The following is a 20,792-nucleotide window of genomic DNA, read 5'->3' on the forward strand; positions in this document are numbered from 1 at the left end:
GGGCATGATGGCATCATGCAGCACGTGGCAATGCCGTGCGCATGAGAGGCAGCATCGGCCTCCCGACGCTTTGGGAAGATGTGGGCTTCAGGCGAATTGCTTCTACGCCGGTGGAAGCATCACTCCCGTCAACTCGCCCAGCCTGTCCAGAAGCCGCTCCTGAAAATCGGGATCAACTGCTTCGTGCGCCGGCTCTTGTTGCCGGAGGTCATGCCAGTAACGACCGCTGACCAGGGCGGCGGGATCATCGCTCACAGCGAGCCAGGTCTGCGTCCGTTGTCCGGTGGCCACGCCGACCGGCGCTCCGGCACCGCCCATTTTGGTGCGCGCCCAGCCGGGATCGACGGCGTTGCTCAGCACCTGCGGCCAACGCCGCGCCAAGGCAAAGGCCAGTGCGACCATGTGCAGTTTGCTCTCCGCGTACGCCTTGGCCGGATCCCAGGTTCGCCTCGTCCAGTCGAGATCGCTCAACGATCCCTCTCCGCCGCGATGTAGTCCGCTGCTGAGATACACCAGCCGATCGGGGCGCTTCATCAGGGCGGTGAGCAAATAGGGCGCGAGCGTGTTGATTGCCAGGGTGGTGGCGTGGCCTTCGGGCGTCGGGCCGCGGCTGCGCTCGGTATAGACCCCGGCGTTGTGGATGACCGCGTCCATTCGTCCGATTGCGTTGACCTGATCTGCCACGTGTCTCGTCTGGGCGGCGCTCTTGAGATCGCCGATCACGACCCGTGCGGAATGCGATTCAAGCTCGGAGATTGCGGTCGCACGTTCCGCTGATCGTGCGTGCAGGACGACCTGGTGGCCCTGTTCGAGCAGAGACTGGGCAGCTGCGCGGCCCAGACCGTCCGTGCTGCCGGTGATGAAGACGATTGCCATTGCCGCTCCTGTTCGACCCCCGCTTCGGCGCCTGCGTCGAAACCTCAAGGAGAATGCAACATGTTCGACTGATCATGCCGTGGCGCAAGGAGCGCCGAACGAAGACATCACAACCGAACAATCTTCCGGGATGCGCATTAACATCCGATAAGTTGGGAATGACCGCATGTCGAATTTCGTCATGCTGCTGGTCGAGGACGACTCACTCCAGCGCGAAGTTCTGTCCGACCTTCTCAAGGACGAAGGGTTCGAAGTCGTCGAGTGCGCCACTGCGGAAGCCGCGGAGCTTATCGTGGCCTCGACGGGCACGGAGCTGCGGGCGCTCATCACCGATCACAACCTCGCAGGGAGAATGACCGGGCTTGAGCTCGCAGAATACGCTCGCAGTGCTCATCCGGGGCTCAACATCGTGCTGATGTCCGGGACGGTGATGGCGCCGCTGCCGCCCAACACGACCTTTTTGCGCAAGCCGTTTGCGCCCGCCCATTTGCTGGCGGCCGTGTAGAACCAGGATGCTCTCGAAGGTCATCCGCCCGAATTTTCTGCGCCGACGGTGTTCTCGCTCTCCGGCACCGTTAGCCGGACGGAATGACCCTGCCGCATGGCGAGCGATGCCGCGGCCACAGCCGCCTCGAAAGCGGCTTCCTTGGTCTGGTAAGTGTTCCGGATTTCGCCATCGTGGTCGACGTGCCAGGCACCGTCCCTGCCAACAATATCATAGGCTGCGAGGCCCATAGTCTATCCCTCCTTCATGCGTCCGGTGTTGCCTTGGACGCCTGGGTGCTGCTCACCGGGTCCGACGCCGGGAAACTGTCCTTCAAGCCCTTGTCCAGCTCGTCGTCCCTGGCCTTGTCGCGTCGGATGCCACGCTTGAGATCTTCCGCGTTCTTGTCCGGCGGTGCCGGATCGAATTTCTCGGTCATGCAAGTGTCCTTTCGCTACCTCAAACGCCTTGAGCTCCTGACCGTTCCTTCAGAGGAACCAACGCTGTCCGGTTTGGTGTTGAATGGAAAACCAGAGGGCGGCCGCAGCGCGGGTCTCTTTCATTCAGGTTGCGCCTCCAGCTATAATGCATCCTGAGATAGTATACGCATCGTTCCATCAGGAGAATGCAATGAAAGCGTCGGTTCTTGCGTTAGGGGGCTTGCTGATTTTGTCGATCACATCAGCGAACGCAGCACCCAAAGCCACTGTCGCCCCGACCACGGCGGCCAGTTCGGTCGCATGTTCCACCTCGGGTGGCGGCTTTGGGAGCTATCCGTCAGGCTGCCGAAACGGAGCTAACTTCAAGACCTACAATGAATGCAAGGAATCAGGCGTCAAGTGCGGCTGGAGACACGAAGACATGGCGTGGTACTGCAGCGGTCTGGGACTGCAATAGCGAGCGGTCTTTGTGCTTTTCACGCCGCGAACTGGAGTGGCCCATGGAATGCACAATCCGTCCTGCACTTGAAGATGACGCCGCTCATATCAGCGCGGTCATCGTGCGTGCACTGCGGGAAACCAACGCGAAGGATTATCCGAACGAGGTCATCGAAAGGATCGTGCGCGGCTTCAGTCCGGACGCTGTGCGGCAGCTCATTGGGCAACGCACCGTTTTTGTCGCTACCATCCGCAGCCGCATCGTCGGGACCGCGAGCCTCGACGGGTCCGTCGTCCGCACTGTCTTCGTCGCTCCACACGTTCAGGCCCGCGGCATCGGCAAGCTGCTGATGGCCGAGATCGAGCGTACCGCACGCGAGCGCAACATCCCTTCGCTGACCCTTTCTTCCTCAATCACCGCTGAAACCTTCTACGCCGGCCTTGGATTCAGGGCGGCGCGCGACAGCTATCATGGTGACGAACGCACGATCGTCATGGAGCGATTGCTCGATGGCAGTTCGTAAGATGGGCTTGGCGCTTGCGAAACCCATCGCCCCTCATTGATCCTCCCCGCCAAATCCGCCACGATAGTGCCTCTCGCACTCGCGATGGAATGGAGCAAGGAAAGGCAAATGTCCGAGCTTCCTAGAGCTGGCCTGACTGAGCCGCCGGCGTCGACCATGCAGATGCTCGCGCACGCGCCCATGAGCGACGTCATCGATGCCTTGGCCGGCAGACGGATCACCGCGAGAGCGCTGGCGGAATTCTATCTCGCGCGCATCGCGGCCTATGACCGCGACGGGCCTAAGCTCAACTCGGTCCGTGCACTCAATCCCGATGCGCTCGCCGGCACGAGGCCGTCGGCCCAGCGGCCGCTGGCGGGCGTCCCTATCCTACTCAAGGACAATATCGCGACCGGAGACGAACAGCCGACCACGGCGGGCTCGCTGGCGCTGGAGGGCGCGCGCGCCAGGGATGATGCCACCATCGTCAAGCTGCTGCGGAGCGCCGGCGCGGTGATCCTGGGCAAGGCGAACCTGACGGAGTTCGCCAACATGCTCGCGATCGACATGCCCTCGGGCTATTCATCGCTGGGCGGGCAGGTAAGAACCCCTACGCACCAGGGCTGATGGACGAGCACGGCATCCCGGTTCTGACCCCAGGGGGCTCAAGCTCGGGTTCGGCGGTCGCGGTGGCGGCCGGACTGTGCGCGGCCTCGATCGGTACCGAAACCTCGGGCTCGCTGCTGCACCCCGCCAGCCTGAACGGCCTCGTCACCGTGAAAGCGAGCGTCGGGCTGATCAGCCGCGCCGGCATCCTGCCGCTTGCGCACAGCCAGGACACCGCCGGTCCGATGACGCGCACGGTGCGCGATGCCGCGATGTTGCTGAATGTGCTGGCTGCCAAGGACCCGCTCGACCCAGCGACGCAAGAGCAGCGGCGGCCGGCCGACTACACCGCCGGCCTCGTCGCCGACGCGATGAAGGGCGCGCGCATCGGCGTGCCGAGCGACCCCGCTGACCCGCTGAACGATTGCTATTACGGCAAGCTGCCGGCGAAGTCGGCCAAGCTGATGGCTGAGGTGATCAAGGTGCTGGAGGATCTCGGCGCCGTCATCGTGCGCGCCAGCATGCCCACACTTGGCTGGATCGGTGGGCCGGGCACGACCATGGCTGTGCTCAACCGCAATCCGCTCAGCGCCCACAAAGGCACGGTCGCAAGGCCGCCGGTCGTCTTTCTGTACGAGCTGAAGCACGATCTCAATCTCTACCTGAGGGATTGGGCGACCAACACTGACATCAAGACCATGGCCGACATCGTGGCCTTCAACGCAGCAAACGCCGACAATGCGCTGCGTTTCGGACAGGACCACTTCCTCGCCGCTGACTTGACCAGGGGCGATCTGAGCGAGCCCGAGTACAAGTCCGCACGTGCCATGGACCTGCTCTCCGCCAGGACGCGCGGCATGGACGCCTATATGAACCAGCACGAGCTCGACGCGGTGCTATTCCCCGGCGCCTATGGCGCCGCAATCGCCGCCAAGGCAGGTTATCCCAGCGTCATGGTGCCCGGCGGATTCGTCTCGGGGACAGACGACGGCAAAGACACGCCCGACTATCCGCTCGGCGTCACTTTCGCAGGGCGCGCCTGGAGCGAGCACAAGCTGCTGCGTCTGGCGTATGCCTTCGAGCAAGCAGCCAACGCACGCAGGCCGCCGTCGGGTCTGCCCGAGCTGTGATGTCGCCCGTGTCAGCGCGAGCTGGCGAGACCGACGCTAGGACCAGCTTGATCCTCCCCGCCGGATAGACCACGATTGCCTCCTTACCGCTCACACCAAGAATGGGCGAGGAAACGCGCATGAACGCAACTTCCGGATACCAAAGCCGGTATCGCTACCGCCGCGCGGCGAGCACGTTCGAAGGAGGGGTTTGCAACGCTGCGCGCCTCTCGCTGAGCGCATGATCGAACAGTTCGAGCACCAGGCCGAAGGCTGCCAGCTCCTCTTCCTCGATGGCGCCGTCATCGTAGCAGCCAAGTGTTTCGACGATGATGGCGTCGACCTCCTGCTGCATGGCCAATAGCTCGTGGTCGAATTCCGCGGTGCGCACCTTGGAAACCAGCGCCAGAATTCTGTTGCGATGGCCAGTGTTCTCGTCGCGTTCATCCCGATTCAGATATTGACGCAGCCAGGCGCCGGCCGAGCCAATGCCGGAGAGAAGCAGGAGCGCAAACCAGAAGTAGTCGCCATATCTGTCGAGGAAGGTGCGCTCGGTCCCGTCGATCACGGCCGCCGCTCCCCGATGAACCGGCAGCTCGGCTTCCTTCTCGGTGTCCGGCTTGGTGATTTGCGCAGCGCCAGGCACCTGCCTGGCAATCGCCTGCCGGAGGGCAAATTGCTGGCGGTAAAACGCTGACACTGTCGTTTCGGACAAGGCTTTCCGGGCGACGATCAAATGGCTGACACTGACGGTCTCCACCTTGTCATCGGGCCAGGCTGGATTCGCATTGAAAATGCTTGGCGGAATTTCCTCCGATTCATAACGCGGATGCTTCAGGGCGATGGCTTCCGATGCGTCGATCGCGAGAAATTTCGGCTCGCCACGCGCCCGGGCGGTCGCGGCGACGGCGTCGGCAGTTATCTTGCTGTCGAGCGGACCGACAGCCATGAAGGCGTCGAGGCTCGGGTCACGCGCCAGCTCCTCGAGCTGGCCAGTGCCGAATTGAGTGACCGTGACCTTGTCCGGCTCCACACCGGCGGCGCTCAGGATGACTCTCAGCAACGCGGCGTTCGCCGGGGTCGCGCCGATCACCCCCACCCTGCGCCCTGCGAGATCGGCGACCTCCTTGATTTTGGGCGCCGGCTTTCGCTTGGAGCCCTTGCCCGCCGGTCCCGAAGAAGACCACAGCACGACGAAGTTCTTGCGCAAGATGACGACTGTTTGCGCGTCGGCCGGCATTTCCAGATCGCCGCGACCGACCGCAAGGTCGGCCTTGCCGGCACCGAGCAGAGCGAGAGCTTCGGCCGCTCCGGCGGTCGCGATCGGAGACAACCTCACCGTCCTGCTTTCGTTGGCAAAGGCCTCGGTCATCGCCTCGATCACCTTGTGATCGTTGCTTCCCGGCGGTCCGACGGCAATCCGAAGCGTTATCGGCCGCAGCGCGTAATACAACGTGCCCGCAGCGGCACCGAAAACGAGAAATCCGATGGCTAAAATCAGCAATAGGGTCTTCGTCTGTCTCCGCCCTCTGCGGGCTGCGTCACTGCGTTTCATCGGAGCATCAGACGAGGACATTTGCCGCTGCCGGTTGGAGGCCAAAATCGCTGCCTGTTTCGGAACAGTATCATGCTCTTCTGGAAAACGATAATGTCGGAGCAGCCCCAATAGTTTCTTGGCCCGGCGTGAGCCTTTCGAGCTTGCGCGATCATCTCTGATTCCGCACTTCACGTGGCGATGGCCGGATTGACGCCACACCAACTTGATCCCCCTCGCCAAATAGATCACCATCGTGCGATTGACCGCTCACGGTAGAATGGGCGAGGAAACGCGCATGAACGCAACTTCCGGATTTGGCCTCGTCGAGCGGGCACGGGCTATTGCGCCGCTGATCGCGCGCGAAGCCGACGAGATCGAGCGGACGCGGCGACTGACCGATCCCGTCGTCGGCGCGCTGATCGAGAACGGGCTCTATCGCGCGCTGCTGCCGCAGAACCTTGGTGGCGCCGAAGCGCCGCCGGAAGCCTTCATGCAGATGCTGGAGGAGATCGCGAAAGCGGATGCCTCCACCGCCTGGTGCCTCGGCCAATGCACGGTCTGCGCCATGATCGCGGCCTCGCTCGACCACGACACCGCGCAGGAGATCTTCAACACGGCGCCGGGCATCCTCGCCTGGGGCGCGATCGCGCATGAGGCGCGGGCGGTCGAAGGCGGCTATCGCGTCACGGCGCGCTGGGATTTTGCCTCCGGCTCGCGGCAGGCGAGCTGGCTCGGCGCGCATGTCCGCATCGTCGGAGCCGACGGCGCGCCGCGGAAAAATGCCGACGGCTCGGCGGAGGTGCGCACCATCCTGTTTCCGGTCGCGAGCGGCGTGCTGCACGACGTCTGGCAGGCGATCGGGCTCGCCGGCACCGGCACCGATTCCTACGAGGTCGCCGACCTGTTCATCCCCGAGCGCTTCACCGCGTTTCGTGACGTGCCGTCCGCGCTACGCGAGCAGGGTCCTCTTTACAGGATCGGCACCGGCTCGACGTTCAGCCTCGGCTTTGCCGCGGTGTCGCTCGGCGTGGCGCGCGCCACGCTGGATGCCGCGATCGCGCTGGCGCGCGGCAAGCATCAGTCGCTGGCGGCAAGCGCCATGCGCGACAACCAGGCGGTCCAGGGCCTGATCGGCCGCACCGAGGGCGACCTGCGGGCCGCGCGCGCCTATCTCTATGCGACGGCAAGTGCGATGTGGCGCGATCTCTGTACGACCGGCGAATTCAGCGCGGCACATCGGGGCTCGGTTCGCCTCGCCGCGACCTGGACCATCCACCAATCGGCCAAAGTGGTCGACACCGCCTATCACATGGCCGGCGCGACCGCCGTATTCCGCAGCAATCCGTTCGAGCGCCGCTTTCGCGACATGCACGCCATCGCTCAGCAGATCCAGGCGCGCGACACGCATTACGAGGATGTCGGTAAGATGATCCTTTCAGGGGACCGCTGACGTCGAGCAGTTACGAAAGTGCACGCACGCTGACCTATATTGAGTTGCCCTCCGGCGTCTTCGTCGCTGAACCTTCGTGAATTTTCTCCGACTAATTTCCATAGCTATAGGAACGACAGCTTTTCCGCTGTAACCGCGCCGACCACATGGAAGTGATGATTCCGAATTCTTCTTAGCGCGCTGGATTTGCGCAAGAGACGTCCGTTATGGGCCGAACAGCTGGCAGGAAAGTCAGTTGCCATGCCATTCAGGGGCGTTCGCCGGGATGGCACCATGGTGGCATTCTCATTATCGCCATCCTCTGCATCGCATGCACTTTCCTGTTTGCGAGCGAGGCCGTGGCTCAATGCTCGGCGCGAGACGTCCTGCGGAATCACCTGAAGCTCAAGCAAGCGCCGTCTGGGCCGCAAATCCCAATCAAATCCGCCGTCGATGTCCCTGCGTGGAAGACGATCAGGATCGGGACGTTTGCAAACTTCTTCGCCCTCAGTAACGCTTTGGATGCGGCAGGTTGTGGCATCGGAAACTCGGCCGGCGAAATTCTCGCGCGGCCGACGTTTACCGTGAGCGCCACGACAACGAGCGTAGAGCTTTTCACGGTGTCGGCAGCCGAACTGGGCTTTCGGACCGACACTGCGTTGCTGGCAGACATCTACGCGCGCGCCAAACAATTGGGTTTCGGCCTGGCGGCTGCAGAAGTCGGACCACAACTGAGGCTTCAATATTTCGACCAGCCGATCGGTGAGTTTCTCATCATCGGAATGGAGCCAATCAGGACCTGGCAGGGCGCCCCCGTCATCTTGAATGTAGCCAATGGCGGCGCGGGACTTATCCTCATCGGCCAGGATGGCAGCGCCGACGCACAGATCCCCGCGGCATCCCGTTTTGTATTCGTGCGGTCCCATGAAACCGCTCCTGCCGAGGCCGTAACACTTGTCGGCCACTGAATTTCCGGGTTTGTGCATCTCGAGACGCAAGACAACAGGTCAGCACCTTAACCCTAGGCCACCAGCGCGGCGTCCTCGCCTACGCCGTCGATGCCGCGCTGCGCGGCGAGCAGGCTGATGATCTGCGCATTCGGCCGGGCCTTGCTGAACAGAAAGCCCTGGCCTTCGTCGCAGCCCTCAGTGCGGAGGCAGCTCAGCTCGGCTTCGGTCTCGACGCCTTCGGCGGTGATGGTGACGCCGAGGCCTTTGCCGAGGCTGACGATCGAGCGAATGATCGCCTGTGCCTCGCGATTGGCGCCGAGATCGCGCACGAAGGACTGGTCGATCTTGATCTTGTCGAACGGGAAGCTGCGCAGATAGCTCAGGCTGGAATAGCCGGTGCCGAAATCGTCCATTGAGATGCGCACGCCGAGCGCGCGCAGCGCGTGCAGCGTCGCCAGCACCTGGGCGCTTTTCTCCAGCAGCAGCGTCTCCGTGATCTCGAGTTCGAGCCGCCGCGGCGGCAGGCCGGAATGCTTCAGCGCATCCGTCACCACCGAAAGCAGATTGCCGCTGCGGAACTGGAGCGGCGACAGGTTGACGGCGACGCGGACGTCGTCCGGCCAGGTCGCGGCATCGTGACAGGCCCGGCGCAGCATCAGGCCGCCGAGCGGATTGATCAGCCCGGTTTCTTCCGCGACCGGAATGAACTCGGCCGGCGAGACCATGCCGCGCTCGGCATGCGGCCAGCGCACCAGCGCCTCGAAGCCGGTGATGCGGCCGCTCTGGAGGTCGATCAGCGGCTGATAGTACGGCCGCAGCACGTCGTTCTGAATGGCGTCGCGCAGCTCGACCTCGATCTTGCGGCGGGTCTGCGCTTTCGCATCGAGCGCCGCCTCGAAGAACGCGAACGATCCGCGCGCATCCAGCTTGGCGCGCGACAGCGCCATGTCGGCGCTCTTGAGCAGCTTTTCGGAATCGTCGCCGTCGCCCGGCGCCATCGCGATGCCGATGGAGGCACCGACCACCACGGAATGGCCGTCGAGCAGATAGGGATCGGCGATGGCTTCGAGCAGGCGCTTGGCCAGCAGCACCGCATCCTCGGGACGCGTCAGGCCGCTCTGCACGATGGCGAACTCGTCCGAGTTCAGCCGCGCCAGCGCGTCGTTCTCGCGCAAGGTCGAACGCAGCCGCTTGGCGACGCCACGCAGCAGCTTGTCGCCGACCGCGTGTCCCAGCGTGTCGTTGACCGCCTTGAAATTGTCGAGCCCCAGCATCAGCAGGGCGACCTTGTCGGTGCTGCGCCTCGTATGCAGCAGCATCTCGTCGACCTGCTGGCGCAGCAGATTGCGGTTTGGCAGACCGGTCAGCCCGTCATGCTGGGCCATGAAGGCGAGCCGCGCCTCGGCGCGCTTGCGCTCGGTGATGTCCATCAGCGCGAGCAGCACCGCGGGCCGCTCGGCATAGATCAGTTCGCGCGAATAGATCGCAAGGTCGATCAGGGCGCCGTCGGCCCTGACGTGCTTCCAGGTGCGTCCGGCCTGCTCCTCGCCGGCCGCATCGGCGGTCCAGGGCGGCTCACTGTCGAAAGCCTGAAGGGAACGGATCGTCAGCCGCTCGAACTCGGCGCGGCTGTAACCGTAATGGGCGACCGCGGCATCGTTGACGCCGAGGATGCGCTCATCGTCCAGCGCGCAGACGATCATTGGGACGGGATTGCCGTCGAACAGCAGGCGAAACGAGGCCTCGCGCTGCTTCAGCTCGGTGATGTCGACGCGCAGGCCGACGACGCCGCCGTCGTCGGTCAGCCGCTCGTCGATCAGGATGACGCGGCCGTCCGCCAGCTTCTGTTCGTGGCGCGCGCCGGGCTGATAGAGCCTTTGCAGCCGCTCGGCGATCCATTCTTCCTCATGGCCGGCAGCCTCGGGATAGTCGCCGCGGGCGACGCCGATGCGCAGCGTGTCCTCGAGGCGCGCGCCTTCCTCGAACAGATCGGCGGTCTTGCTGTAGATCTCCGCGTATTGCTTGTTCCAGAGGACGTAGCGGCCCTCGGCGTCGAGAAACACGATGCCTTGCGGCAGGATCTCGATGGCCTGGCGCAGGCGCTCATGGGATTTGCGCGCTTCCGCGATCGCGGCCTCAGCCTCGGCACGGCTGCGCAGAACTTCGTCGCGTTCGGACGGAAGATGAGGGGGGCGCGCAAAGCGCGGCTTGCGCGGGTGCAGGCCGCCGAGCACGCTGCCCATTCGCTTTTTCGGCTTTCGAAACCCCAAACTCAACTTCACTCGTCCCAGTCGCACCCAGCCCCGCAACTCTTGGGGCAAGTGTCTGAAAAAAAGGTAATCCTGGGTGGCATGGCGATGGGACGCACGGTCTGGCAGTCTCGACAAAACAGCCCTCATTGCCCGTTTGCAAGGCGCGGCCGTGCCGATGGGCGCTCCAAGCGCATCGCATTGTCGTCATCGGAGAACGAGATGGCGCAAAATTGCGCGCTGCCTTGAATCATTTCCGGGATCCCGCGCGCTTGCATGCAGAAGGGGGTGAGTACGCGTCCCACGCACGAATTTTGGTCAATGCATGAGAGGGTTATCGCATTGTTAAAAACCGGCCGGCCGACGCACCGGGAACTACGACTTCGAGACGATATTTCAGCGGAAGGACTGTTCCTTAACCCTGACGCTGTGTTGGGTTATAAGAATGTCAACATGAGTCCCCGCCGCCTCGCCCCTCTCCTGCTCGTCATGACGCTCCTGGCCGCCGGCGACGCGCTGGCCCAGGACAAGGGCAGCGTCAACCCAAAGCCGCTGCCGCCGCTCGCCAATCCAAACGATCCCACTATCGGCGCCAAGGAGCTGTTCGCGCGAAAGCTGCTGCCGTCGAAGGGACCGGCGCACGTCATCGGCTCCTATGTGAAGGGCTGCATCGGCGGCGCCGAGCAGATGCCGCTCAACGGCGACAATTGGCAGGTGATGCGGCTGTCGCGCAACCGCAGCTATGGTCACCCCGCGATGATCGCGCTGATCAAGCGGCTTGCGGCAAGAGCGCACAAGGACGCGGGATGGCCGGGCATCCTGGTCGGCGACATCGCCCAGCCGCGCGGCGGGCCGGCGCTGTCCGGCCATGCCAGCCACCAGATCGGCCTCGATGCCGACATCTGGCTGACGCCGATGCCTGACCATCGCTTATCGCGCGAGGAGCGCGAGGACATGTCGGCGGTGATGATGGTGCGCCCGGACCGGCTCGACATCGATCCGAAGGTGTTCACGCCGGGCCATGTGCTGGTGCTGCGCGACGCGGCGCAGGAGCCGGCGGTGCAGCGCATCTTCGTCAATGCCGCGATCAAGAAGGCGCTGTGCCGCGAGGCCAAGGGCGACCGTTCCTGGCTGTCGAAGATCCGGCCGTGGTGGGGCCACGACTATCACTTCCACATCCGCATGCACTGCCCGGCGGGCGCGAGCGACTGCGAGGGCCAGCCGTCGCAATCCGAGGACGAAGGCTGCAAGCCCTCCGATCTCGCCTATTGGTTCAGCGACGGCGTGCTGCACCCCAAACCCCCGCCGGAGCCCCCGAAGCCGAAACCGCCGATGACGCTGGCGCAGATGCCGGCGGCGTGCAAGGCCGTGCTGCACGCGGGCAATGCGAAGCCGTAAAACTCTCCGCCAGGATGACGAATTCCTGGTTGGCGCTATGCGAACCGTCGCCTTTGACCTGTTCCGCCACCCTGTTATGATGACCCAGCGATCGCTTGCCGGACCGTAAGTCCGTCGGGCCTGCCGGAACAGCGCTTCCGCCGGTCGCAAGCCTCATTCAACCCACGCCGTCTTGCGCGCGCCGCCTTGCGTGCCCTGAGCGCGCGCATGGAGCGCTGCCGATGTCCCGCCTTTCCGTGCTTTTTTCAGCTTTATTCCTTCTGGCCGCGGGCCTTTCGCCTGCTGGAGCCGAGGACAAGACCATCACCGTGTTCGCGGCCGCCTCGATGAAGAACGCGCTCGACGAGGTCGACGCCGCCTACACCGCCAGGACCGGCGTCAAATTCATCGTCAGCTATGCCGCAAGCTCCGTGCTCGCCAGGCAGATCGAGCAGGGCGCGCCGGCCGATGTATTCGTCTCCGCCGACACCGACTGGATGGATTACGCGATCTCCAAGAAGACTATCAACGAGCCGACCCGGGTCAATCTGCTCGGCAACAGCATCGTGCTGATTGCGCCGAAGGATTCCAGGCTCGACAACGTCCCCATCGGGCAGGGGTTCGACCTCGCAAAACTCGCCGGCGACGGCAGGATCGCGACCGGCGACGTCAAGTCCGTACCAGTCGGGAAATATGCCAAGGCGGCGCTGACGAGCCTGGGCGCCTGGCAGGCGGCGGAGCCGAAATTCGCGATGGCCGAGAGCGTGCGTGCCGCGCTGACGCTGGTCGCGCGTGGCGAGGCCAACCTCGGCATCGTCTATTCCACCGATGCCAAGGTCGAGCCCGGCGTGAAGATCGTCGGCACCTTCCCGGCGGATTCGCATCCGCCGATCATCTATCCCGTCGCTGCGACCGCGACGGCAAAGGGCGACACAAGCGACTATCTCGCCTTCCTGCGCTCGACCGCCGCCAAGACCATTCTCGAAAAATACGGTTTCAAGTTCCTGATCAGCCCCTCTACTTAATTTGCGATTTGATGCTCGACATCTCTCCCGCCGAATGGACCGCGATCCTGCTCTCGCTCAGGGTTGCCGTGATCGCGACGCTGGTGGCAACGCCGTTCGGCATTGCGCTGGCATGGCTGCTCGCGCGGCGTGATTTCTGGGGCAAGTCGGTGCTCGATGCGCTGGTGCATCTCCCGCTGGTGCTGCCGCCGGTCGTCACGGGTTATCTGCTGCTGCTCACTTTCGGCCGCCGCGGACTCGTCGGCGCTTTCCTGGCGGACCATCTCGGCATCGTATTCGCCTTCCGCTGGACCGGTGCCGCGCTTGCCTGCGGCCTGATGGCGTTTCCGCTGCTGGTGCGCCCGATGCGGTTGTCGATCGAGGCGATCGACCGCCGGCTCGAGCAGGCCTCCGAGACCCTCGGCGCCACTCCTTTCAAAGTGTTCTTCACGGTGACGCTGCCCTTGGCGCTGCCCGGCGTGCTCGCCGGCATGGTGCTTGGCTTTGCCAAGGCGATCGGCGAGTTCGGCGCGACCATCACCTTCGTCTCCAACATTCCCGGAGAGACCCAGACGATTTCGTCCGCGATCTATTCGCTGATCCAGACCCCGGACGGCGACGCCGCCGCGGGACGGCTCGTGATCGTCTCGATCGTGCTGGCGCTCGGCGCGCTGATCGCGGCCGAATGGTTCGCCCGCCGCGCCACCGCGCGCCTGCACGGGAATTGACCATGCTGCGCGTCGACATCGAAAAGCAGCTCGGCGAGTTCTCGCTGTCCGCGTCCTTCGCGAGCGAAGGCCGCGTCATCGGACTGTTCGGAGCGTCGGGCGCCGGCAAGACCTCGCTGGTCAACATGATCGCGGGGCTGCTGCGGCCCGACCGCGGCACCATCGTGATCGACGGCGAGACGGTCGACGACAGCGCGGCCGGCATTCATGTGCCGACCTGGCGCCGCCGCATCGGCTATGTGTTCCAGGATGCGCGGCTGTTTCCGCATCTCAACGTCGCGCAAAATCTCGACTATGGCAGGCGGATGAACCACCTCGCGCCCGATCCGGCGCAGCACAAGCGCGTCATCGAGCTGCTCGACATCGGCGCGCTGCAGGGTCGCCGCCCCGGAAAGCTCTCCGGCGGCGAGCGCCAGCGCGTCGCGCTCGGTCGCGCGCTGCTGTCGCGGCCGCGCCTGCTGCTGCTCGACGAGCCGCTCGGCGCGCTCGACGAGGGCCGCAAGCTGGAGATCCTGCCCTATCTGGTGCGGCTGCGCGATGAGGCCAACGTCCCCATGGTCTATGTCAGCCACGACGTCGCCGAGCTGCGCCAGCTCGCGACGCAGATCGTGATGCTGAAGCAGGGCCGCGTGACGTCGTTCGGCGGGGTGAAGGTGCTGACGTGAGGGGTCCGTTGAGCAGGCAACGGATGAGGCAAGCCGCCGGCCCACCCTCCGCCGTCGTCCTGGCGAAAGCCAGGACCCATACCGCGTGATCTATCAGCGGCAGGTGGTGTGCGTACCAGCGAAGAAAACGTAACTGCCGGTGTTCGCAAAACTACTCCCCGGGGTAATGGATCGTACCGCGAGCGGCGATCGCGCTGCATTGGATGGTGGCGGTGCCGGCCGAGTGATCCTCGCCGACACCGCTACCGAGACCCGCCACTACCAGCCGCGATCGACGTTGCGCACCTCACCCGTTCGCGCGTCCACATCGACCTCCATCCAGCGGCCGGCGCGATCACGGCCTTCGATCTGCCATTCGTCGCCGAGGAACTCGGTGTGCGAGACGGTCATGACGCCGATGTCGGTGGCGACGTCGAGCGCGACCTGCATCGAGATCTGATCGCCGGTGTCATAGGCCATCGCGGGCGCGGCCGATCCGAGCCCGATCGCGACGATGGCCGGCAAGATGAGCTTTCGCATGGATTACTCCTGTCGGATGCGTTTACGCCGCTAAGAACGAGCGGCATCGCGGAGCGTTCCGGGAGCAGCGGTCACGAAGACGCGCAAATCTTCGGCGGTTGCGGCGATTTGGGGGCGGTTCCAGCGTTGTCGCCATCGCTCTCCGCCGTCGTCCGGCGAAAGCCAGGACCCATTACCCCAGAGAGGAGAGTGGGTGGGCCAGATCGTCACCACCAGCCTTCGCAAAACAGCTGACGGTGGGTATGGGTCCTGGCGCCTGTGCGCAATTGCGCACTAGGCCAGGACGACGAAGAAGCAGACGTGCGCTTCATCAATGACCGCCAACGCGGATGTGGCGTTAAACCCCAGCCACCGAGCTCCACAGATCCGCCAGCTTGCGCCGCAGGACCTGCCTGCGCGTCAGCGGCGCGGGCGTTTCCTCGTCTTCCGGCAGGCGCAGGCCGACGACGTTGACTCGGCCACCGGAGATGGAGCGCGCCACGAGCACGATCGGATCCAGCACGAGCTCCGCGCCCTCTTTCGGCGCGCGGTCGAGATGGACGTCGAAATAATCAGCGAGCGTGTGCCCGCGCTCGTCCTCGCCGACCTCCACGCCGTAGATCTCCGCGAGCTCGGCGAGCGTGTGCTCGCCGGAGACCATGAAGTCGCCCAGCAGATGCGGGTCCGGCGCTGAGCTCGGCTGCATGTCGACGAAGAAGCGGTCAAGCGATTCGGCCTTTTCCGGCGGCGCCAGCAGATAGATGTAATCGCCGGGCGCGATCGGCTCGGCTTCCGCCGGCGTCAAAATGTTCTCCTTGCGGATCACCAGCGTCGGCTTCGACCAGGACGGGATCAGGCCGCGGCGAAAATACAGGCTCTTGGACCGCACCGGATAGCCGACGAGCTGCTGCTCGAGCTGGCCGGGCAAGTCCAATTCGACACGGCGCGGGCCGCGTTCGGCGCGCGGCAGCGCCACGTGCAGCTTGCGCGCGGCCGGCCCCAGGGTCCAGCCTTGCAGGAGGAGCGAGATGATGACGACGACGAAGGCGACGTCGAAATAGAGATAGGCCTTCGACAGCCCGACCAGCATCGGGATCGAGGCCAGGAAGATCGCGACCGCGCCGCGCAGGCCGGTCCAGGCGATGAAGATCTTTTCGCGCCAGTTGAAGCGGAACGGCGCCAGGCAGACGAACACGGCGATCGGCCGCGCCAGCAGCATCAGGACGAATGCGATCCCGACCGCCGGCAGCACGCTGCCGCCGAGCCGGCTCGGCGAGACCAGCAGGCCGAGCAGGACGAACATCACGATCTGCGCCAGCCAGGTCGCGGCGTCCAGGAAGGCCACCACCGAATTATGCGCGCGGGTCGGGCGGTTGCCGATGATGATCCCGGCGAGATAGACCGCGAGGAAGCCTGAGGCATGCATGATCTGCGAGCCGCCGAAGATGACGAGCGCGGCGGTGGTGACAAACGGCGCATGGAGGCCCTGCGGCAGCGCGACCTTATTGAGCGCGATGACGACCAGACGCCCGCCGATCACCCCGACGACGGCGCCCAGCACGGCCTCCTGGGCGAACTCCATCAGCACATGCGCGGCCGTGCCTGTTCCCAGCGAGATGTACTCGACCAGCATCAGGGTCAGGAAGATCGCGAAGGGATCGTTGGTGCCGGATTCCACCTCCAGCGTCGCGCCGACGCGCGGGCGCAGGCGCAGGCCCTGGGTATGCACCAGCAGGAACACTGCGGCCGCGTCAGTCGAGGCCACCACGGCGCCGACCAGCAGCGACTCCGTCCAGTTGAGGTCGAGCGCATATTTCGCGAACGGCGCCGTGATCAGCGAGGTCAGCAGCACGCCGACGGTCGCGAGCACCATGGAAGGCGCGAGCACGGTGCGGATGCTGGCAAAGCGGGTCCGCAAGCCGCCGTCGAACAGAATCAGGGCGAGCGCGACCGAGCCGACCAGATAGGTGGTTCGGACGTCGTCGAACTGCAGCTGTCCGGGACCGGAATCGCCCGCGAGCATGCCGATCGCGAGGAAGACGAGCAGAAGGGGCGCGCCGAAGCGCAGCGCAAGCAGGCTTGACAGGATCCCGGCCAACACCAGGACGGCACCGAGCAATATGGCGAGGCTGACACTGTCGAGGGAAGCCATCCACCTTCCGGGTACGAAATCGCTGGAATTGCATCCTTATCGTCGGCGGACTCCCACGCCAACCCATTTTCTCCCGCTCGCGGCAATCTGCCCGCATTTTGCGGCCTTAACGCACTTCACTTGGCGGTGTATCGGTGGTCCGGCCGCGCCCTTTGTGGGATTCTCCGGCGCGCTCGAATCAACGCCTCCCGCCCGCTCCCCGACGAGACCGATAGACATGGACCTCAAAGACTTCATGGAGTTCGTGCAGACCACCGCGCGCAGCGTCGGGGCGGAAATCTCCTCGCCCTGGTTCTACCTGCAATTCGGGCTCATTCTGGCCGCGGCCGGCATCGCCTATGCCGCGGAAGCCGCCGTTCGCAGCCGCGTCGACATGACCTCGCTGGCGATGCGCTGGCCGCTGCCGCTCCGGCACTTCGTCCGGGTGATGGTCTCCAGCGCCTCGACGGCGGTTTTCACCCTGCTCGTGATCGTCTCCCGCGTGGTCATGTACCACGCGACCTGGCCGAGCCGCAGCTATCTCCTGATGGTCGCCGCCAAGCTGGGGCTGGCCTGGCTCGCGATCCGGCTCTTGACCTCGGTGCTGCGCAACGCCTTCATCGTCAAGCTGGTGTCGATCACGGCCTGGTTCGTCGCGGCGCTCTCGATCCTCGGCCAGCTCGATGCGACGGTCGACCTGCTCGACTCTTTCGCCATCGTGCTCGGCGGCCTGCGGCTGACGCCGTTGCTCGTGATCAAGGCGGGTGCGCTGCTGCTCATCGCGCTCTGGCTCACCAACATCGCCAGCAATTTCGCCGAGAGCCGGATCAACTCGACCACAGATCTGACGCCATCGGTGCAGGTGCTGCTGGTCAAGATCATCCGCATCGGCCTGCTTGCGGTCGCGATCGTGATCGCGCTCGGCACGGTCGGCATCGATCTCTCGGCGCTCGCGGTGTTCTCCGGCGCGGTCGGCGTTGGCATCGGTATCGGCCTGCAGAAGATCGTCGCCAATTTCATCTCGGGGATCATCCTGCTCGCCGACAAATCGGTGAAGCCCGGTGATCTCGTCACCATCGGCGACAACACCGGGCGGATCAGCGCGATGAAGACGCGCTATATTTCCGTCGCCGCCGGCGATGGCCGCGAATTCCTGGTGCCGAACGAGGATCTGGTGACGCAGAAGGTCGTCAACTGGACCTACACCGACAAGAACACGCTGGTGAAGATCGCCTTCGGCACCAATTACGACGCCGACCCGCGGCTGGTCTGCAAGCTCGCCGCCGAGACCGCGGCCGCTCACCCGCGCGCGCAGAAGGGCAAGCCGCCGAATTCCATCCTGACCGAGTTCGCCGAAGCCGGGATGAAGTTCTCGCTCACCTTCTGGATTGCCGACCCCGACGGCATGGACAACGTCAAGAGCGACGTGATGCTGGCGCTGTGGGACGCCTTCAAGCGCGAAGGCATCCGGGTTCCCTACCCGGTTCGCGAAATCCGCGTCCGCGGCGGCGCCCTGCCGGTGGAAACCATCATGGAAGTCCCGAATTAGGCCCGCTTTCAGGCGCAAGGCAGGGCAGGCCTGACTTGCATGAAGGCGCGCAATCATTAAATTGGGCGCGAAATCAAGCCTTTCCGCCGATATCGAGCCCACCCCAGAAGATTGCGCCCGCATGAGCTACGTCGAAGCTACCGATACCTCGCTCCGCAAGACCGGGCAGATCAAGCTGCATGGACCAAGCGCCTTTGCCGGCATGCGCAAGGCGGGAGCGCTGGTGGCGAAGTGCCTCGACGAGCTCACCGACATCGTCGGGCCCGGCGTTCCGACCGACCGCATCGACCAGTTCGTCCGCGACTTCGCGTTCAGCAACAATGCCTATCCGGCGACGCTGATGTATCGCGGCTACCGCTATTCAACCTGCACCTCGCTCAACCACGTGGTCTGCCACGGCATGCCCGGCGACCGTCCGCTGAAAGAGGGCGACATCGTCAACATCGACGTCACCTTCATCGTCGACGGCTGGTACGGTGATTCCAGCCGGATGTATGCAGTCGGCCCGATCGCACGCAAGGCGGAGCGGCTGATCGAGGTGACCTATGAGGCCATGATGCGCGGCATCGCCGCGGTGAAGCCCGGCGCCACCACCGGCGACATCGGCCACGCCATCCAGAGTTTCGTCGAGCCGCAAGCCATGAGCGTGGTGCGCGATTTCTGCGGCCATGGCCTCGGGCGCATGTTCCACGACGAGCCGAACATCATCCATATCGGCCGGCCCGGCGAGGGCGTGCAGCTCAAGCCCGGCATGTTCTTCACAATCGAGCCGATGATCAATCTCGGCAAGCCGCATGTGAAGATCCTCTCCGACGGCTGGACCGCCGTGACTCGCGACCGCTCGCTATCGGCGCAGTTCGAGCATTCGGTAGGCGTCACCGCCACCGGCGTCGAGATTTTCACGCTGTCGGAGCGGCACGGCGAGAAGCAGATCGGGTGATCCCGGCGGCTGACGTTCGCATTCGCCGGCTGGCGTGAAACGGATTTGCCGCCGCAATTGACGGTTGCAAAAACGGTTATCCGCGGCAATGCTGGCGGCCGATGCCCGCCAAGACCGACCACGACAAGAGCAAGCCCGAAGAAGCGCCGCACTATCTCGGCCATCGCGAACGGCTGCGCGAGCGCTTCTACAGCGCGGGTGCGGACGCGCTCAGCGACTACGAGCTGCTGGAGATGGCACTGTTTTCGGCGCTGCCGCGGCGTGACACCAAGCCGCTGGCGAAGTCGCTGATCAAAATTTTTGGCTCGTTCGCCGAGGTCGTGCACGCGCCGGTGGCGCGCCTGCGCGAGGTAGACGGTGTCGGCGAGTCCGCGATCCACCAGCTCAAGCTGCTCGCGGCGGCGGCGCATCGCGTCGCCAAGGGCGGGGTCAACAGCCGCAACGCGCTGTCGTCCTGGAACGAAGTGATCGACTATTGCCGCACCAGCATGGCGTTCGCCGACAAAGAGCAGTTTCGCCTGCTGTTCCTCGACAAGCGCAACCAGCTCATCGCCGACGAGGTGCAGCAGACCGGCACCGTCGATCACACCCCGGTCTATCCGCGAGAGGTGATCAAGCGCGCGCTGGAATTGTCCGCGACCGCGCTGATCCTGGTGCACAACCACCCCTCAGGCGATCCCTCGCCCTCGCAGGCCGACATCCAGATGACCAAGGCGATCATCGACATCGCAAAACCGCTCGGCATCGCCGTGCACGACCACATCATCGTCGGCAAGAGCGGGCATGCGAGTTTGCGCGGGATGCGGCTGATCTAGTAGCAATATCGCGGATCGACCGGGACATAGGAGCCGTCCCGGCGCTGCGCGTAGCAGCCGCGCTGATAGGCGTAATAGCCGGAGCGGCGGCGTTCGCCCTCGGAGGCGATCGCAGCGCCCGTGCCGGCACCGACGACGGCGCCGATGGCGGCGCCGCGGCCTCCGCCGATGGCGCCACCCACGATCGCTCCACCGACGCCACCGAGGATGGCACCGCCAATGGCGTCCTGCGCCGCCGCCTCATGAGCCGGCATCGCGATCACGACCGCCAGACATGCCGCGATAGCGAAACTTCCAATGCGAAGACCTCGAAGCATGCTCGCCCTCCCCTGTGGTCAGACGAGTCATAGCGCCGCAGCCGGATTCGGACCAGAAAAATCACCATTTCGGGACCCGGCGCGTCACGCTATGGCGTCGGAGGCTCGGATCGAAGGCGGCTCAGACCATGGCGCATGCGCAGCACG

The 20,792-nt window shown here is 64.7% G+C and carries 21 protein-coding genes; 13 read left to right on the forward strand and 8 right to left on the reverse strand.

Annotation, left to right across the window (positions count from 1 at the left end):
• Positions 1–102: 102 nt before the first annotated feature.
• The gene (locus IVB07_RS36035) at positions 103–876 is read right to left on the reverse strand and encodes an SDR family NAD(P)-dependent oxidoreductase (RefSeq protein ID WP_018460062.1); all 774 of its coding nucleotides are present in this window, start codon (positions 874–876) and stop codon (positions 103–105) included.
• Positions 877–1,057: 181 nt separating this feature from the next.
• Here IVB07_RS36035 and IVB07_RS36040 point away from each other — a divergent pair, with 181 nt between their 5' ends.
• Positions 1,058–1,381, forward strand: a complete 324-nt coding sequence (locus tag IVB07_RS36040) for a response regulator (protein WP_245288562.1) — start codon at positions 1,058–1,060, stop codon at positions 1,379–1,381.
• A 20-nt stretch (positions 1,382–1,401) separates the two neighbouring features.
• On the opposite strand, the gene IVB07_RS36045 is transcribed toward IVB07_RS36040, so the two are convergent.
• Both IVB07_RS36045 and IVB07_RS36050 read right to left on the reverse strand, forming a co-directional pair.
• Positions 1,402–1,611, reverse strand: coding sequence for a hypothetical protein (locus tag IVB07_RS36045; RefSeq protein WP_085352004.1), 210 nt, complete (start codon positions 1,609–1,611; stop codon positions 1,402–1,404).
• Positions 1,612–1,625: 14 nt separating this feature from the next.
• Positions 1,626–1,799 carry a hypothetical protein gene (locus tag IVB07_RS36050; protein ID WP_007604975.1) on the reverse strand — a complete coding sequence of 58 codons (174 nt, stop codon included), beginning with the start codon at positions 1,797–1,799 and terminating at the stop codon, positions 1,626–1,628.
• A gap of 501 nt (positions 1,800–2,300) precedes the next feature.
• Between IVB07_RS36050 and IVB07_RS36055 the strand changes: the two genes are divergently transcribed.
• The 3 genes from IVB07_RS36055 (at position 2,301) to IVB07_RS36060 (ending at position 4,477) form a co-directional block, all read left to right on the forward strand.
• Positions 2,301–2,762 carry a GNAT family N-acetyltransferase gene (locus IVB07_RS36055; RefSeq protein ID WP_018460065.1) on the forward strand — a complete coding sequence of 154 codons (462 nt, stop codon included), beginning with the start codon at positions 2,301–2,303 and terminating at the stop codon, positions 2,760–2,762.
• A 108-nt stretch (positions 2,763–2,870) separates the two neighbouring features.
• The gene (locus IVB07_RS40380; RefSeq protein ID WP_253075158.1) at positions 2,871–3,368 is read left to right on the forward strand and encodes an amidase family protein; all 498 of its coding nucleotides are present in this window, start codon (positions 2,871–2,873) and stop codon (positions 3,366–3,368) included.
• A complete protein-coding gene (locus tag IVB07_RS36060) occupies positions 3,368–4,477 on the forward strand; it encodes an amidase family protein (protein WP_253075635.1) in 1,110 nt (369 codons plus the stop codon). The genes IVB07_RS40380 and IVB07_RS36060 overlap by 1 nt, the downstream gene beginning before the upstream one ends.
• Positions 4,478–4,631: 154 nt before the next feature.
• Here the strand turns inward: IVB07_RS36060 and IVB07_RS36065 are convergent, their stop codons facing one another.
• Positions 4,632–6,011 (reverse strand): TAXI family TRAP transporter solute-binding subunit, encoded by a 1,380-nt coding sequence (locus IVB07_RS36065; protein ID WP_051113073.1) that lies wholly within the window; start codon positions 6,009–6,011, stop codon positions 4,632–4,634.
• A gap of 277 nt (positions 6,012–6,288) precedes the next feature.
• Between IVB07_RS36065 and IVB07_RS36070 the strand changes: the two genes are divergently transcribed.
• Positions 6,289–7,443 carry an acyl-CoA dehydrogenase family protein gene (locus IVB07_RS36070; RefSeq protein WP_026233937.1) on the forward strand — a complete coding sequence of 385 codons (1,155 nt, stop codon included), beginning with the start codon at positions 6,289–6,291 and terminating at the stop codon, positions 7,441–7,443.
• A 206-nt stretch (positions 7,444–7,649) separates the two neighbouring features.
• On the forward strand, positions 7,650–8,390 hold the full coding sequence (locus IVB07_RS36075; RefSeq protein WP_018460068.1) for a hypothetical protein: 741 nt from the start codon (positions 7,650–7,652) through the stop codon (positions 8,388–8,390).
• A gap of 53 nt (positions 8,391–8,443) precedes the next feature.
• On the opposite strand, the gene IVB07_RS36080 is transcribed toward IVB07_RS36075, so the two are convergent.
• Positions 8,444–10,615, reverse strand: coding sequence for an EAL domain-containing protein (locus IVB07_RS36080; protein WP_018460069.1), 2,172 nt, complete (start codon positions 10,613–10,615; stop codon positions 8,444–8,446).
• 459 nt (positions 10,616–11,074) lie between these two features.
• On the opposite strand from IVB07_RS36080, the gene mepA reads away from it, so the two are divergent.
• The 4 genes from mepA to modC all read left to right on the forward strand — a co-directional run bounded on the left by mepA (position 11,075) and on the right by modC (position 14,395).
• The gene (gene mepA / locus IVB07_RS36085; RefSeq protein WP_026233938.1) at positions 11,075–12,019 is read left to right on the forward strand and encodes a penicillin-insensitive murein endopeptidase; all 945 of its coding nucleotides are present in this window, start codon (positions 11,075–11,077) and stop codon (positions 12,017–12,019) included.
• 221 nt (positions 12,020–12,240) lie between these two features.
• Complete coding sequence (gene modA, locus IVB07_RS36090) at positions 12,241–13,023, forward strand: molybdate ABC transporter substrate-binding protein (RefSeq protein WP_018460072.1); 783 nt, start codon at positions 12,241–12,243, stop codon at positions 13,021–13,023.
• An 11-nt stretch (positions 13,024–13,034) separates the two neighbouring features.
• Positions 13,035–13,730, forward strand: a complete 696-nt coding sequence (modB, locus tag IVB07_RS36095; protein ID WP_018460073.1) for a molybdate ABC transporter permease subunit — start codon at positions 13,035–13,037, stop codon at positions 13,728–13,730.
• 2 nt (positions 13,731–13,732) lie between these two features.
• Positions 13,733–14,395 (forward strand): molybdenum ABC transporter ATP-binding protein, encoded by a 663-nt coding sequence (modC, locus tag IVB07_RS36100; protein WP_018460074.1) that lies wholly within the window; start codon positions 13,733–13,735, stop codon positions 14,393–14,395.
• A gap of 258 nt (positions 14,396–14,653) precedes the next feature.
• Here modC and IVB07_RS36105 read toward each other — a convergent pair whose 3' ends face one another.
• Entirely contained in the window at positions 14,654–14,914 is a 261-nt protein-coding gene (locus IVB07_RS36105) for a PepSY domain-containing protein (protein WP_018460075.1), read from the reverse strand.
• 337 nt (positions 14,915–15,251) lie between these two features.
• On the reverse strand, positions 15,252–17,045 hold the full coding sequence (locus IVB07_RS36110) for a potassium/proton antiporter (protein ID WP_018460076.1): 1,794 nt from the start codon (positions 17,043–17,045) through the stop codon (positions 15,252–15,254).
• A gap of 211 nt (positions 17,046–17,256) precedes the next feature.
• Here IVB07_RS36110 and IVB07_RS36115 point away from each other — a divergent pair, with 211 nt between their 5' ends.
• The 3 genes from IVB07_RS36115 (at position 17,257) to radC (ending at position 20,328) form a co-directional block, all read left to right on the forward strand.
• Positions 17,257–18,573, forward strand: coding sequence for a mechanosensitive ion channel domain-containing protein (locus IVB07_RS36115; protein WP_026233939.1), 1,317 nt, complete (start codon positions 17,257–17,259; stop codon positions 18,571–18,573).
• A 121-nt stretch (positions 18,574–18,694) separates the two neighbouring features.
• Positions 18,695–19,513: a type I methionyl aminopeptidase gene (gene map, locus IVB07_RS36120; RefSeq protein WP_018460078.1), complete on the forward strand. Its 819-nt coding sequence runs from the start codon at positions 18,695–18,697 to the stop codon at positions 19,511–19,513.
• Positions 19,514–19,614: 101 nt separating this feature from the next.
• A complete protein-coding gene (gene radC, locus IVB07_RS36125) occupies positions 19,615–20,328 on the forward strand; it encodes a DNA repair protein RadC (protein ID WP_018460079.1) in 714 nt (237 codons plus the stop codon).
• On the opposite strand, the gene IVB07_RS36130 is transcribed toward radC, so the two are convergent.
• Entirely contained in the window at positions 20,325–20,645 is a 321-nt protein-coding gene (locus IVB07_RS36130) for a glycine zipper domain-containing protein (protein WP_026233940.1), read from the reverse strand. The two genes, radC and IVB07_RS36130, sit on opposite strands and share 4 nt — an antisense overlap.
• Positions 20,646–20,792 lie beyond the last annotated feature (147 nt).

The organism is Bradyrhizobium sp. 172 (genome assembly GCF_023101065.1).
Lineage (GTDB): Bacteria > Pseudomonadota > Alphaproteobacteria > Rhizobiales > Xanthobacteraceae > Bradyrhizobium > Bradyrhizobium canariense_D.

What these genes read in the sequence shown, in the direction of transcription:
- IVB07_RS36065 (WP_051113073.1), bottom strand. Translation starts at nt 6,011, where the DNA reads ATGAAACGCAGTGACGCAGCCCGCAGAGGGCGGAGACAGACGAAGACC.
- IVB07_RS36035 (WP_018460062.1), bottom strand. Translation starts at nt 876, where the DNA reads ATGGCAATCGTCTTCATCACCGGCAGCACGGACGGTCTGGGCCGCGCA.
- modA (WP_018460072.1), top strand. Translation starts at nt 12,241, where the DNA reads ATGTCCCGCCTTTCCGTGCTTTTTTCAGCTTTATTCCTTCTGGCCGCG.
- IVB07_RS36130 (WP_026233940.1), bottom strand. Translation starts at nt 20,645, where the DNA reads ATGCTTCGAGGTCTTCGCATTGGAAGTTTCGCTATCGCGGCATGTCTG.
- IVB07_RS36055 (WP_018460065.1), top strand. Translation starts at nt 2,301, where the DNA reads ATGGAATGCACAATCCGTCCTGCACTTGAAGATGACGCCGCTCATATC.
- IVB07_RS36060 (WP_253075635.1), top strand. Translation starts at nt 3,368, where the DNA reads ATGGACGAGCACGGCATCCCGGTTCTGACCCCAGGGGGCTCAAGCTCG.
- IVB07_RS36040 (WP_245288562.1), top strand. Translation starts at nt 1,058, where the DNA reads ATGCTGCTGGTCGAGGACGACTCACTCCAGCGCGAAGTTCTGTCCGAC.
- IVB07_RS36045 (WP_085352004.1), bottom strand. Translation starts at nt 1,611, where the DNA reads ATGGGCCTCGCAGCCTATGATATTGTTGGCAGGGACGGTGCCTGGCAC.
- modC (WP_018460074.1), top strand. Translation starts at nt 13,733, where the DNA reads ATGCTGCGCGTCGACATCGAAAAGCAGCTCGGCGAGTTCTCGCTGTCC.
- mepA (WP_026233938.1), top strand. Translation starts at nt 11,075, where the DNA reads ATGAGTCCCCGCCGCCTCGCCCCTCTCCTGCTCGTCATGACGCTCCTG.
- IVB07_RS36070 (WP_026233937.1), top strand. Translation starts at nt 6,289, where the DNA reads ATGAACGCAACTTCCGGATTTGGCCTCGTCGAGCGGGCACGGGCTATT.
- radC (WP_018460079.1), top strand. Translation starts at nt 19,615, where the DNA reads ATGCCCGCCAAGACCGACCACGACAAGAGCAAGCCCGAAGAAGCGCCG.
- IVB07_RS36050 (WP_007604975.1), bottom strand. Translation starts at nt 1,799, where the DNA reads ATGACCGAGAAATTCGATCCGGCACCGCCGGACAAGAACGCGGAAGAT.
- IVB07_RS36110 (WP_018460076.1), bottom strand. Translation starts at nt 17,045, where the DNA reads ATGGCTTCCCTCGACAGTGTCAGCCTCGCCATATTGCTCGGTGCCGTC.
- IVB07_RS40380 (WP_253075158.1), top strand. Translation starts at nt 2,871, where the DNA reads ATGTCCGAGCTTCCTAGAGCTGGCCTGACTGAGCCGCCGGCGTCGACC.
- map (WP_018460078.1), top strand. Translation starts at nt 18,695, where the DNA reads ATGAGCTACGTCGAAGCTACCGATACCTCGCTCCGCAAGACCGGGCAG.
- IVB07_RS36105 (WP_018460075.1), bottom strand. Translation starts at nt 14,914, where the DNA reads ATGCGAAAGCTCATCTTGCCGGCCATCGTCGCGATCGGGCTCGGATCG.
- modB (WP_018460073.1), top strand. Translation starts at nt 13,035, where the DNA reads ATGCTCGACATCTCTCCCGCCGAATGGACCGCGATCCTGCTCTCGCTC.
- IVB07_RS36080 (WP_018460069.1), bottom strand. Translation starts at nt 10,615, where the DNA reads ATGGGCAGCGTGCTCGGCGGCCTGCACCCGCGCAAGCCGCGCTTTGCG.
- IVB07_RS36075 (WP_018460068.1), top strand. Translation starts at nt 7,650, where the DNA reads ATGGGCCGAACAGCTGGCAGGAAAGTCAGTTGCCATGCCATTCAGGGG.